Consider the following 12425-nt stretch of genomic DNA (forward strand, 5'->3'; position numbering starts at 1 on the left):
GGCATATGATGTACCTCAAGCTTAAGTGTCGGCTGGCTCAACTGGCTGCGTTGAAGGAGTTTGTGACTCCGACCAACTGAAGACCTCGGGTTTTCTTTCCGACAAACTCTAAGTAAGCTTAGGGTTTCCGCGGGACCCCGCGGGCCCTAGATAGATAAGGAACACGTCGTGCTGCTCAAGAGAATCCTGTGGACATTGGTCCCCGTCATCGCCTCCAAGCTGCTCCGCAACCGACGTGGCAACGCAGAGAACACCCGCGCCAACAAGACGAGGTACGACAAGAAGCACGGCCGCTAGCCAGACCGTATGACTGGTCCCAACGACGTTGCCGCTCGTCGAGACGGCTACGTCGACCTGCGCTCCTACGCTGCCATCGGCGATGGCAGGACGGTGGCGCTGATCGCTCACGACGGGTCAATCGACTGGTACCCCACTCCGGATCTCGACTCCGCTCCGCCGTTCGCCCGGTTGTTGGACGCCAACAACGGCGGCGCGCTGGAATTGTGCCCGGCGGCACCGTTCCGCACGCAACGGGCCTATGTTGAGGGCACCAACGTTCTCACCACCACGTACACCACCGACGCGGGCACCGTACGGGTCACCGATTCCCTGAACACCGGGGTGGCTGGCAGGCTCCCGTGGGGTGAGCTGGCCCGACGAATCGAGGGCCTCACCGGGAGTGTGCCAATGCGCTGGGCCATCCGCCCGGGAAACTGTTTTCAGACCGCTTCCCCGTGGGTCCAGTCCACCGACCACGGCGCCGTCCTCAGGGTCAACGGCACGGCGCTGGGCGTCCGCGGCATCAACGAGGGGGACCTGTCGATCGAGGGTCAGGCCATTTCCGGGCTTCTCACCACCGAACCCGGATCGCGACACCTGGTGGCCATCGTCTCCACCCACGATGAGCCCCTTCCGCTCCCGGATCCCCGCTCGGTGGACGCCGGCATTGACCGGACCATCAAGAACTGGCAAACCTGGTCCAGGGAATTCAGTTACGACGGACCCTACGCCGATCAGGTCCTCCGCAGTGCTCTCGCCCTGAAGCTGCTGATCCACAGCCCATCCGGATCGGTCGCTGCTGCCGCGACCACCTCCCTGCCGGAGAGTAGGGCGGGAGGGAAAAATTGGGACTACCGGTATGCCTGGCTGCGGGATACTGCCTACACGTTGCACGCGTTGATCCGTGCGGGCCTGCGGGAGGAAGTTCACGCCGCGGTCTCCTGGATGCTCAAGAACCTCCGCACCCAGGGCGACAATTTGCAGGTCTTCACCCGGCTTAATGGCGACACTCCCCAAGGGACGCGCACCCCAGACCTCCCCGGCTGGCGGGGGATCGGCCCTGTCGTCGATGGGAACCCTGCTGCGGGTCAGCTGCAGTTGGGTGTCTTCGGTGACCTTTTCGACATTGTGCGGCTCTATGTTGAGGCCGGCCACGTCCTTGACCCCGCCACATCCCGCCAGCTGGCCGATCTGGCTGACCTTGCCTGCGATACCTGGCAACAGCGCGACGCCGGCATGTGGGAACTGCCCGAGGAGCGGCACTACACCACTTCGAAGCTGGGGTGCTGGCACGCCCTTGATAGTGCGGTGAAACTTTCGGAGGCGGGCCAGCTGCAACGCCCGGCGGAGCGTTGGCGGGCCGAGCGGGACCGAATCCGGGACTGGGTCGAGAACAACTGCTGGTCGACCGAACGTCAGAGCTACGTCTGGTATCCAGGCAGCCAGGAATTGGACGCCTCGATCCTGCTCCACGCGATCACTGGCTACGAACGCGGCCCGCGAATGTCCTCCACCATCGATGCCCTGCGCGCCGAGCTGGGGGCCGGTCCGCTCCTCTACCGCTACAGCGGGATGCAGGACGAGGAATCCACCTTTGTCGCGTGTGCCTACTGGATGGTGGCGGCTTTGGCTCACGTGGGACGCAAGGACGAGGCACGGTCGCAGATGGAGGCGTTGCTGCCCCTGGCGAACGACGTCGGGCTGTTGGCGGAGATGATCGACGGCGACGACCGGCACGAGTTCATGGGCAACCTGCCGCAGGGGTTGAGCCACCTGGCCCTCATTACCGCCGCACTGTCCCTGTCCGACGAAGCGTAGCCGGCGGTCCCGTCACAGCTGGTGATGGGTGAACCGGCCGCCCACCAGGGTGGCCAGCACGGGAATATCGGCGATGTCGGCGGTCGGAACGTCCAGTGGGGACACGTCCAGGACCACGCAGTCGGCAAGCATCCCGGCGGCGAGCTGGCCCTTGACCGTGGCGCACCCGGAGGCCTCGGCGGATCCGACCGTATAGATTCGCAGTGCCTCCTCGGCACTGAGCCGCTCGCTATCGGCTCCGAAGACACGGCCGCTGGACGTCAGCCGGTCAACGTACGCCTGGATGGAGCGCAGCGCCGTCCCGTCGGCGCACGGCCGGTCCGAACTTCCCGCGAGCGCTACTCCAGCGTCGAGGAATGACTTGGCCCGGTAAGTGAACGCCGCCCGCCGCTCTCCCAATGAATGAGCCATCGCGTCTCCGATGGGCTGGAAGAAGGAAGCCTGTGGCGCCACCGCCACCCTCAGCCCGGCGAGCGCCGCCAACTGGTCCGGCCGCACCACCGCTGCATGCTCAATCCGGTGCGGCAGTTTACGCTGCTCGATGCCACCTTCCCGGAATGAGGTGAAGGTGTCGATGGCGAGATCGATTGCGGCGTCGCCGATGGCGTGGGCGGCGATGGACCAACCGGCCCGGTGCGCGTCAGCCATCTGCTGCTGCAGGAATTCCGGTTCGTGCAGCAGGTACCCCTGGTTCGCGGCGCCCGTGTTGTACGGCACGGTCTGGGCAGCCGTCTCACTGGACAGCGCGCCATCCAGGAAAATCTTCGCCGGGCCCAGCGACAGCAGGTGATCACCGAAGCCGCTGTACATCCCCAATCCGAGGCCGCTACCCAAGGTGTCTTCGCCAGCGGTCTGTACGGTCTCGATGGCCGGCATCAGTTGCGCTCGTGCGTGGAGTTTTCCCGCCGCCCGGGCGTCCTGGAAGGCGCCGAGCTCGTCCGGGGCGTGGCCAATCCAGCCGCCGCCAATACCTGCATCGGTGAAACTGGTAATCCCCTCACGCGCATATCGGGCTGTCGCACGTTCGATCGCAGCGACCAGGGTGTTGCGAGGGTACGGTCGCAGCAGGTCCAGGACCAGTGCTTGCGCTGTCTCCTGCAGCAGCCCGGTCGGTTCTCCTGCCTCATCCCGGACGATTCTTCCGCCGACCGGGTCGGGGAAGCCTGCTTTGAGCACCCCCGCGCGGTGCAAGGCCTCGGTGTTGGCGATCCCGCCGTGCCCTGACGTGCGCCGGATGAAGAGCGGCCGCCCAGCCGACACCCGGTCCAGGGCGGCCCGGTCGGGGAATCTTCCCCCGAACCGGTGGTGGTCAAAGCCGCTCGCAACCAGCCAGCCGCCGTCGTCGTGATGAGACGCCGGCAAGGCCTGGGCTGCCGCATGCAGCCGGGCGTAGACCTGGTCCAGATCGGTGAAGGCGGAAAGATCCACCTCGCCCAGAGTGAGTCCAAACCAGGCGGTGTGGCAGTGGGCGTCGTTGAAGCCAGGGATCAGCACCCGGCGATGCAGGTCGATGATGTCCTTGGCTGCGAGTCCCGCGAGGTCGTCGTCGAGGCCAACAATCACCCCGTGGAGGATGCCGAGGCTGTTCGCTGTGGGACGGGCCGGGTCCATGGTGATGATGCGGGCGTTGGTGAGGATGAGATCCAGTTGCATGGTTCGCTTCCGAGCGGCAGAAAGGTTCGATAGGTCCTAGACGGTGGCGAAGTGCACCCACACCCCAATGACCCACACGCTGCCCGCAAGCAACGCCAGGCCGAGCTCTACCAGGATGCCGACGCCCGTCGCCTTCAGCGCTGCCCCGCTGGACGATAGGGCTGGCTTAAACTCCCGCTGTCGCGCAAATTCGCTGGCGAATAGACCACCCGCAAAGCCGACGAACAACCCGACCACCGGGATCAGGAACATCCCCATCACCCCGGTAATCACACCCACCACCACGGACCGGCCTGGAATCTGACGCTGTTGCAGCTTCCGTCCGGTCAGCACAGCGCCAGCGAGTAAACCGGCAACGGCCAGTACCGTTCCCACGCCGAATGCCACCCATCCGGCGGTACTGGACATTACCAGCGCCCACATCAGGAGTGAGCCGATGATGAGGATGCTGCCCGGGAGGATTGGCACAATGACTCCGGCGACGCCGACCACGATCAGCAGGCCGCACAGTACGGTCATCAGGATCTGAAATTCCATAGGGAAAGTCTCTCACTGCTCCGCCGCCGATCCTGCCACGCTTGTTCCCGCCCGGCGGCAACACTAAGGTTGCTGACAAAGCCTAACGAGCACCCTATAGCAGGAGGCACCATGAGCACGCCAGGAACAGGGAACGATCCGTCAGAGCACAACACCCCGCGCGAGTCCGCCCCCAAGCACGCTGAGGGCACGCCAGATCGGCCTGATTCAACCGCCGACGACGGCGCCCCCACCCAGGCGCACAGTTACGGCGATTCGCTGCCTACCGAAGTGCACCGCACTACCGATGCCACCCCTACCCGCCAACACCAGATACCCACCGACGGCACGGCAGGCGCAGTTGCAGCTGGCGCCGGGGCAGGGGCAGGGGCGTCGTCGGCCTCGCCGGCGACGCGCGCCCAACCGGTCACTGCGCAGCCGGTAAGCCACACGGCTGCCCCCGATGACTTTCGCTACGAGGACGCCGAGGATGAGCGCCCCGCCCTCCCGGCACCGGCCCAGCGTGCAGCACTCCTGCAGCACGAAAAGGACACCTTCGGCGGGATGAAGTTTGGGTCGGCGTTCTTCGGCTGGCTCACCGCGACGGGCATGGCCGTCTTGCTGACGGCATTGGTCGCTGCTGCGGGGGCCGTCTTTGGACTCTCGACCAACACTGACCTCAACGATGCAGCCGATCAGGTGGCGGCCGACCCGCAGACCGTCGGAATCACCGGGGCGATCATTTTGCTGGTGATCCTGCTCCTCTCCTACTTCGCTGGCGGTTATGTCGCCGGGCGGATGGCCCGATTCAACGGGGCAAAGCAGGGCGTCGCCGTCTGGCTGTGGGCGATCATTATCGCGGTGCTGATAGCGGTGCTCGGGTTGATCTTCGGCAGGCAGTTCGACATTCTGGCGAACCTCAACAGCTTCCCCCGCATCCCCCTGAATGAGGGCAATCTGACGACGGCTGGCATCGTGGCCGTCATCGTGGCCCTGGTCGCGGCGCTTGCGGGTGCGGTCCTTGGTGGCCTGATCGGAATGCGATACCACCGCCGCATCGACCGGGCAGACTACGACAACACCGGTCGCTAGACCCGAGTCTTCGCCAACAGCCTTTATCAACTGCGCCCCGCTGGTGAGCTAACCAGCGGGGCGCAGTGGTGTGCCCGCGGCCCGGGCGGGCGCCACATTTTGCACCCGTCCGCCCATCGGTCGAGGATGTAACCATGGACAGCCCTGCACCACTCTTCGCTCACGACAGGCCCTTCGGGCTGCTGATGGTGATCACCGGGCTGGTGGGATGGCTGGCAGCTGGCCAGCTGGTGCTCGAACGGCTGGCTGTCTATGCCGACCCGAACTACGTCACCACTTGCGACATCAACGCGTTTGTCTCCTGTGGGGAGGTCTTCAAAACCTGGCAGGCCAGCCTGCTGGGGTTTCCCAATCCGCTGCTTGGCATTGTTGCGTTCAGCGTTGTCATCACAACCGGAGCGATGCTTCTTGCGGGGGCGACCGTGGCGAAATGGTACTGGCGCTCCCTGCAGGTGGGAGTGAGTCTGGGGATGGTATTCACCATCTGGCTGTGGAGCCAGGCCCTCTTCGCCATCGGGATCCTCTGCACCTACTGCATGGTGGTCTGGGCTGCGATGATCGTGCTCACCATATTCCTGACCTCACGCAATGTGCTCCGCGGCGCTCTTCCGGGAGGACAAAGAGCACGGGCGTTCCTCAGCGGCTGGACGGGCACGACGGCGGTGCTGCTGCTGGTTGCGACGGCGGCCAGCGTGTTCTTCAGGTTTATCGGCGTGTTTGTGGACTGACTGAACCCACCGGACCGTGGCGAGTCTCCTGAGGACTGGGTGCGGCGCACCCAGGCGAACCTTGGTCGTCTAACCCCAGCACCCACGCAGCGCTCCCCTGCCGGATGGCTGGCCGAAGTAGCCTCCAGCAGGGGAGATGTCAGGGAAATCCGGCCATGGTGACTAGGGTGACGGCTTGCCACCATTGACGTTCAGGGTTTCGCCCACCACATAGCTCGACTCGGACGATGCCAGGAAGACATACGCGGGGGCCAGTTCCGTGGGCTGACCGGCACGGCCCAGTGGGGTGTCCTTGCCAAACTCGGGCAACTTGTCCTTCGGCTGCCCATCCGAAACCTGCAACGGAGTCCAGATCGGGCCCGGCGCCACCGCGTTGACCCTGATGCCACGCGGCGCCAGCTGCTCAGCGAGTCCCTTGGTGAAGTTGTTGATCGCAGCCTTGGTGCTCGCGTAGTCCAGCAGCGTGGATGACGGAGTGTAGGCCTGAATCGAAGTCGAGTTCACAATGCTCGAACCCGGCTTCAGGTGCTTCAGCGCCTCCCGGGTGATCCAGAAGAAGGAGTAGATGTTGGTCTTGAAGGTTTCATCCAGTTGCTCGTCGGTCAGATCCTCGAGGCGTTCGACGGCGATCTGCTTACCGGCGTTATTGACCAGGATGTCCAGGCCGCCCAACTGCTCGACGGCGTCGGTAACCAGGGACCGGCAGAAGGCTGCATCGGTCAGGTCACCGGGAAGCTTGACGGCCTTTTGGCCGCACTCTTCGATGATGCGGGCAATCTCCACCGCATCCGGCTCCTCCTGTGGGAGGTATGACAGGGCCACATCGGCGCCCTCCCGTGCGAAGGCGATGGCCACCGCGGCGCCAATACCGGAATCCGCTCCCGTAATGAGGGCTTTGCGACCCTGGAGTCGCCCAGTCCCCCGGTAGGAGGTTTCCCCCCGGTCGGTCTGCGGTTCCAGATCACGGTCCAGCCCCGGCTCGGGTTGATCCTGCTTGGGCGGCGAGATGCTCGGGAATCGGGTGACGGGATCCTGGAAGGTGTACTGGTCGGTCCCTGAAGTCGTGTCAGTCATGGAATCCTCACTAGCCGTGCGTAGGAACGAGCCGGTCTGTGCAGGCCAGCGGGGAAGCAGATCTGATACCGCTTCCCCTAAAGCTAAGCCTACTGACTATCTTAGGTGGCGGGTGGTACCCAAGACAAGGCAATCAGCAAGGTTGAGTCCCAGATAGGATCTCCTGCGCTCTTAGCGGGCGTGGAGGCTAAAGGATCTGGGCGAAGAAACCGGCGCCAATGCTCGCCACGAGGGCAACGATCAAAAGCCAGACGATGGGCACACGATATTTATTGATGAAGCGCATAATCCCCCAGTCTAGGCGAGCGATGCAGGACCCCTCCGCCAGCGGAAATAATTCACGGCGCCACAACGCTGGACCGGTTATGGACAAACCAGTTGCAGTTACGGGATCCACCGGAGCCGTCGGCCGCGCCGTTGCCCGCAGCCTTTCGGCGGCCGGGCTCTCCCTTCGGCTACCGGTCCGGGACTTTGACCGCGCACCGGTGCTGGCCGGTGCGACGGCGGCTCGCTGCAGCTACGCGGATCGTGCAGCGGCCACTGCCGCGCTCGACGGCGTCCACACCCTCTTCATGGTGTCAGCAAGCGAGGCCCAGGACCGGGTCGACCAGCACCTGACCTTCGTCGACGCCGCCAGGGAAGCCGGCGTCCGGCACATCGTGTACACCTCGTTTTCCGGGGCGGCCGCGGACGCTACCTTCACCCTCGGTCGGGACCACTGGGCCACTGAAGAGCACATCCGGCGCTCGGAGCTGGACTACACGTTCCTCCGCGACAACCTTTACCTGGACATCCTGCCGTTCCTGGCAGACGATGGTGGAGCCATCCGCGGTCCAGCCGCCGACGGCCGGGTAGCGGGAGTCGCCCGGGCCGACGTTGCGCGAGTAGCCGCCGTCGTTCTCCAGGACCCATCAGCACACGCGGGCCAGACCTACGAGCTGACCGGGCCCGAGGCGTTGACCCTTGAAGATGCCGCGGCGATCATCACCGCCGAAACCGGCAGGACCATCAGGTACAAACCCGAAACGATCGAGGAAGCATATGCCTCCCGGCAGCACTTCGGTGTGCCCGGCTGGCAGCTCGAGGCCTGGGTCAGCACGTACACCGCCATCGCCGCCGGGGACATGGCCACGACGACGACGACGGTACAGGACCTCACCGGCCGGCGGGCGTTGAGCCTTACCGACGTCCTTCGCGACGCCCGATAGGCTCGGGACATGCGCAGAGACTTCAGCAGGGACGACACGCCAGCGGGGGATTTTTACCGTCTGCTCACGGCGACTGTGGTGCCACGTCCCATCGCCTGGGTGTCATCCCGATCTGCGGCAGGTAACGACAACCTCGCCCCGCACTCGTTTTTTACTGTCGCGTCGGTGCACCCGCCGATCGTCGCGTTCACCTCAGTGGGCCGAAAGGATACCCTGCGGAACATCGAGGAAACCGGCGAGTTCGTGGTGAACTTTGCACCCGAGCCGCTCTTCGAACAGATCAACGCCACGGGCACCAATTTCGCCCGGGAGGTGAGCGAGTTCGACGCCGCGCACCTGACCCGCGAGCCGAGCCGGACCGTCGCAGCGCAGCGAGTGCTTGAGTCCCCGGTCGCCCTGGAATGCACGTTGCATCTGGTGCAGCCCATTGGTGATTCCTTCGTCGTCTTCGGCGAGGTCAGCCATGCAGCAATTGCTGAGGACGTCCTGGAGGGCACTCATCCGCTGATGGAGCGTCTCAGGCCTCTGTCACGGCTGGGCCGCAACGAGTGGGGCACCACTGGTCAGGTACAGACCATCAACCGCATCCCCGTCAATGAGTGGCCAGGCCACTTCCGCGGCTAAATGGTGATGCTGAAACCAACCCGTAAAGGGCAGCGGAGTCGGGGCCTACGGCGCCACCTCTAGTTATGCCGAGCGGCGCATACTTACAGGATGCATCCAGCTATAACCCGTAAACTGGCTCCAATCCACGGGTTTAGCAATCCCTCCGTCTGCTGTGGAGCAGAACCCAACGCAGGGACCCCATGAGCATTGCTACTTCCGGCCGCAGCGTCCGCGTTTCGAAGCCGAACGACCTGGTCGCCTCCTATTCCATCCTGCTCAAGCAGGTGCGCAAGGAGGGTCTGCTGAACCGTCGCCGCCGCTTCTACGCCTCGGTCTTCGCTGCACTCGCGGTGACCATGGGCGCGGCCTGGACGGGGTTCGCCCTGCTGGGCGACACCTGGTTCCAGTTACTGATCGCCGCGGTGCTCGGCATTGTCTTCACCCAGATCGCGTTCCTGGCCCACGAGGCGTCCCACCGGCAGATCTTCAAGACCCGCGGCGCCAACGACTGGTCAGGGCGGATCCTGGCGGCCGGCGTCGTCGGCATCAGCTACCAGTGGTGGATGAACAAACACACCCGCCACCACAACGACCCCAACGTGGTGGGCAAGGACCCCGACATCGAAATCGACACCATTTCCTTCACCGAGGAAGACGCCGCGAAGGCCACCGGATTCCACGCCTGGATCACCCGCCGCCAAGGCTACCTCTTCTTCCCCCTCCTCACCCTCGAGGGACTGAACCTGCACGCCAAGTCCATCGCCACCCTCTTCCGCCCCGGAACCGTCCAGGGCCGCTGGATCGAACTCGCGCTCCTCGCGGTCCGGTTCGGCGCCTACCTCGGCATCCTGTTCTGGTTCCTGCCCGCCGGCATGGCGTTTGCCTTCATCGGCGTGCAAATGGCCGTGTTCGGCATCTATATGGGGGCATCCTTCGCCCCCAACCACAAAGGCATGCCAATCATCCCAAAGAACAGCAAGCTCGATTTCTTCCAGAAGCAGGTCCTGACCTCACGAAACATCAAAGGCGGGTCCTTCGTCAACAACGCTTTCGGCGGGCTGAACTTCCAGATTGAACACCACCTGTTCCCGGACATGCCACGCCCGCACCTGCGCAAGGCCGCGCTCATCGTCCGTGAGCATTGCGAACGCCTTAAGGTGCCGTACACCGAAGTCGGAGTCGCCGCGTCCTACGGTGCAGTGGTCTCCTACCTCAACCGGGTGGGGCTCGCCGCACGCGACCCGTTCGACTGCCCCATGGTCAACAAATACCGGCACCAGTGAATCCATAGCCTCGGTAACGGCGGCGGTCCGCACCGATTGGTGGGGCCGCCGCCGCCAGTTGTGACAGGATCACTGCATGGATGTCCGTCACCTGAAGTACTTTCTCGGGGTTGTGGACCACGGCGGTTTCGGGCGGGCTGCGGCCTACCTCCACGTGGCGCAGCCTTCACTCTCCCAGGCTGTGGCTGCCCTGGAACGGGAACTCGGCGTCGAACTCTTCCACCGCACCGGGCGCCGTGTGGTGGTGAGCGAACCGGGCCTGGCGCTGATCGAACCTGCCCGGCGGGCAGTCCGGGAGCTGGAAGCGGTCTGGACCATGGTTGAATCGCTTAAGGGCCGGCTTGTTGGCCAGGTGGACCTTGCGCTCATGCCGTCTCAGGGCATTGAACCTTTCAGCACCGTGGCCGTCCGTTTTGGCAACCTCTACCCCGGGGTAATGATCAGCGCCCACGCTGCTTATACGGGTGACGAGGTCGTCAATCTCGTCAAGACCGGTGTGTGCGAGCTCGGGCTTCTGGGCAGCACCGAGTTCCTGCCCCCACCCGGGATCGGGATCCTGAAAATCCAGGAACAGGACATGGTGCTCCTGGGCCGGCCGGGGAAGCCCTTCCGTGACGGCGCCGTGGTGCGGCATGAGGACCTGGAAGGCCAACGTCTTATCTCCTCACCGGCCGGCAGCGTGATGCGACGGGTGGTGGATAACATCATCGCATCGGGAGTCAAGGTCGATCTGGCCGTAGAGGTCGCCCACCGGGCCTCCATCCTGCCGCTCGTGCTGGCTGGCGGTGGACTCGCCGTCATCGCTGCAGCGTGGAGCGGCTTCGCCCGGCAGAGCGGCGCGGCCGTGATGACCCTCACACCGACTGAAACCCTGACGGTGGCCCTGGCCTACCGCGAGGGCCACCCCTTGACTCCGGCCTCTCTCGCCTTCGCGGATGTCATCCGACAATACGCCTCTGACATGGATCGATAGCCAAAGCCTATGGGTAGCATCTGATACAAGTCTAGGACAGTCGCCACATCCGCGGTCTAGAGTCGCGGTTATGGCTCCCCTACGTTTTCGCATCGCTGTTATTCCCGCCGACGGCATTGGCAAAGAAGTTGTTGCCGCCGGCCGGCAGGTCCTCGACGAAGTCTCGCGCACCTCGGCCGAGGAGATTTCCTTTGAATGGACCGAGTTTCCGTGGGGGTCGGACTACTACGCGGAGAACGACCGGATGATGCCTGCGGATGGTCTCGATCAGCTGAAAGGCTTCGATGCAATCTACTTCGGCGCCGTTGGCTGGCCGACAGTGCCAGACCATATCAGCCTGTGGGGGCTCCGTCTGGCCATATGTCAAGGATTTGACCAATGGGCCAACATCCGTCCTGTCCACTTCCTGCCTGGAATTCAGAGCCCGTTACGCAAAGCCGATGATGTTTCCCTGGACTGGATCGTGGTGCGGGAAAACAGCGAAGGCGAGTACGCTGGCGTGGGTGGCCGCAACTTTTCCGCCCGCGGCGCTGGCGGGGAAGTTGCCGTTCAAAGCGCGCTCTTCACCGAGGTTGGCTGCGAACGGATCATGCGGTTTGCCTTCGAACTGGCACGCACCCGCGACCATGTGAAGGTCTCGAGCGTCACCAAAAGCAACGCACAGCAGTACGGCATGGTGTTGTGGGATGACGTCTTCAAACGGGTGTCACTGGATTACCCGGACGTTGAGACGGAGAGCGTTCTGGTGGATGCCATGGCGGCCAAATTTGTCCTGAAGCCAGAGGAGCTCTCCGTGGTGGTGGCTTCCAACCTGAACGCCGACATCCTTTCTGATCTCGGTAGCGCCCTGGCCGGAAGTCTGGGCCTGGCCAGCAGTGCCAACCTCAATCCTGAAGGCCGGTTCCCCAGCATGTTTGAGCCAGTGCATGGAACCGCTCCGGACATCGCAGGCACCGGCGTCGCCAATCCTATCGGCGCTATCGCCAGCGCGGCCCTAATGCTCCAACACTTTGGGCTAGCCGAGGATGCGTCAAGGATCAGCGCCGCCATTAACAGCGTCACCACCGCCGGACTGCTGCCGCAGGACCTCGGCGGTACGAGCACCACGGCAGAGTTGACCCAGGCGATTATCAACGCCCTTTCACGGACCCCGGCTCAGGTCAGGACCGCGCGCTAGACCCAAAATCCGCACCAT

At 64.1% G+C, this 12425-nt stretch carries 12 protein-coding genes; 9 read left to right on the forward strand and 3 right to left on the reverse strand.

The annotated features are described in order from the left end of the window. Positions 1-168: 168 nt before the first annotated feature. Entirely contained in the window at positions 169-297 is a 129-nt protein-coding gene (locus ACX80A_RS04030) for a hypothetical protein (RefSeq protein WP_459258390.1), read from the forward strand. Positions 298-306: 9 nt separating this feature from the next. Continuing rightward, a complete protein-coding gene (locus tag ACX80A_RS04035) occupies positions 307-2097 on the forward strand; it encodes a glycoside hydrolase family 15 protein (protein WP_459258391.1) in 1791 nt (596 codons plus the stop codon). 12 nt (positions 2098-2109) lie between these two features. Here ACX80A_RS04035 and ACX80A_RS04040 read toward each other — a convergent pair whose 3' ends face one another. Further along, positions 2110-3750 (reverse strand): amidohydrolase, encoded by a 1641-nt coding sequence (locus ACX80A_RS04040; RefSeq protein ID WP_459258392.1) that lies wholly within the window; start codon positions 3748-3750, stop codon positions 2110-2112. Between the two features lie 36 nt (positions 3751-3786). Next, on the reverse strand, positions 3787-4287 hold the full coding sequence (locus ACX80A_RS04045) for a DUF456 domain-containing protein (RefSeq protein WP_459258393.1): 501 nt from the start codon (positions 4285-4287) through the stop codon (positions 3787-3789). Positions 4288-4398: 111 nt separating this feature from the next. Between ACX80A_RS04045 and ACX80A_RS04050 the strand changes: the two genes are divergently transcribed. Together ACX80A_RS04050 and ACX80A_RS04055 are read left to right on the forward strand one after the other, a co-directional pair. Next, the gene (locus ACX80A_RS04050) at positions 4399-5358 is read left to right on the forward strand and encodes a TIGR04086 family membrane protein (RefSeq protein WP_459258394.1); all 960 of its coding nucleotides are present in this window, start codon (positions 4399-4401) and stop codon (positions 5356-5358) included. A gap of 134 nt (positions 5359-5492) precedes the next feature. Next, positions 5493-6086 (forward strand): vitamin K epoxide reductase family protein, encoded by a 594-nt coding sequence (locus ACX80A_RS04055; RefSeq protein WP_459258395.1) that lies wholly within the window; start codon positions 5493-5495, stop codon positions 6084-6086. Between the two features lie 162 nt (positions 6087-6248). On the opposite strand, the gene ACX80A_RS04060 is transcribed toward ACX80A_RS04055, so the two are convergent. After that, positions 6249-7160, reverse strand: coding sequence for an SDR family oxidoreductase (locus ACX80A_RS04060; protein ID WP_459258396.1), 912 nt, complete (start codon positions 7158-7160; stop codon positions 6249-6251). A 365-nt stretch (positions 7161-7525) separates the two neighbouring features. Here ACX80A_RS04060 and ACX80A_RS04065 point away from each other — a divergent pair, with 365 nt between their 5' ends. The 5 genes from ACX80A_RS04065 to ACX80A_RS04085 all read left to right on the forward strand — a co-directional run bounded on the left by ACX80A_RS04065 (position 7526) and on the right by ACX80A_RS04085 (position 12407). Beyond that, the gene (locus tag ACX80A_RS04065; RefSeq protein ID WP_459258397.1) at positions 7526-8368 is read left to right on the forward strand and encodes an SDR family oxidoreductase; all 843 of its coding nucleotides are present in this window, start codon (positions 7526-7528) and stop codon (positions 8366-8368) included. 9 nt (positions 8369-8377) lie between these two features. Then, positions 8378-8992: a flavin reductase family protein gene (locus ACX80A_RS04070; protein ID WP_459258398.1), complete on the forward strand. Its 615-nt coding sequence runs from the start codon at positions 8378-8380 to the stop codon at positions 8990-8992. A 182-nt stretch (positions 8993-9174) separates the two neighbouring features. Beyond that, positions 9175-10257, forward strand: a complete 1083-nt coding sequence (locus ACX80A_RS04075) for a fatty acid desaturase family protein (protein WP_459258399.1) — start codon at positions 9175-9177, stop codon at positions 10255-10257. A gap of 76 nt (positions 10258-10333) precedes the next feature. After that, positions 10334-11230 carry a LysR family transcriptional regulator gene (locus tag ACX80A_RS04080; protein WP_459258400.1) on the forward strand — a complete coding sequence of 299 codons (897 nt, stop codon included), beginning with the start codon at positions 10334-10336 and terminating at the stop codon, positions 11228-11230. A gap of 70 nt (positions 11231-11300) precedes the next feature. Beyond that, a complete protein-coding gene (locus ACX80A_RS04085) occupies positions 11301-12407 on the forward strand; it encodes a tartrate dehydrogenase (RefSeq protein WP_459258401.1) in 1107 nt (368 codons plus the stop codon). Positions 12408-12425: the final 18 nt, after the last annotated feature.

The organism is Arthrobacter sp. TMN-50, from assembly GCF_054511125.1.

Bases quoted from the DNA above. Each gene is read 5' to 3' on its own strand.
- ACX80A_RS04035 (WP_459258391.1), top strand. From the start codon at position 307: ATGACTGGTCCCAACGACGTTGCCGCTCGTCGAGACGGCTACGTCGAC.
- ACX80A_RS04040 (WP_459258392.1), bottom strand. From the start codon at position 3,750: ATGCAACTGGATCTCATCCTCACCAACGCCCGCATCATCACCATGGAC.
- ACX80A_RS04045 (WP_459258393.1), bottom strand. From the start codon at position 4,287: ATGGAATTTCAGATCCTGATGACCGTACTGTGCGGCCTGCTGATCGTG.
- ACX80A_RS04050 (WP_459258394.1), top strand. From the start codon at position 4,399: ATGAGCACGCCAGGAACAGGGAACGATCCGTCAGAGCACAACACCCCG.
- ACX80A_RS04055 (WP_459258395.1), top strand. From the start codon at position 5,493: ATGGACAGCCCTGCACCACTCTTCGCTCACGACAGGCCCTTCGGGCTG.
- ACX80A_RS04060 (WP_459258396.1), bottom strand. From the start codon at position 7,160: ATGACTGACACGACTTCAGGGACCGACCAGTACACCTTCCAGGATCCC.
- ACX80A_RS04065 (WP_459258397.1), top strand. From the start codon at position 7,526: ATGGACAAACCAGTTGCAGTTACGGGATCCACCGGAGCCGTCGGCCGC.
- ACX80A_RS04070 (WP_459258398.1), top strand. From the start codon at position 8,378: ATGCGCAGAGACTTCAGCAGGGACGACACGCCAGCGGGGGATTTTTAC.
- ACX80A_RS04075 (WP_459258399.1), top strand. From the start codon at position 9,175: ATGAGCATTGCTACTTCCGGCCGCAGCGTCCGCGTTTCGAAGCCGAAC.
- ACX80A_RS04080 (WP_459258400.1), top strand. From the start codon at position 10,334: ATGGATGTCCGTCACCTGAAGTACTTTCTCGGGGTTGTGGACCACGGC.
- ACX80A_RS04085 (WP_459258401.1), top strand. From the start codon at position 11,301: ATGGCTCCCCTACGTTTTCGCATCGCTGTTATTCCCGCCGACGGCATT.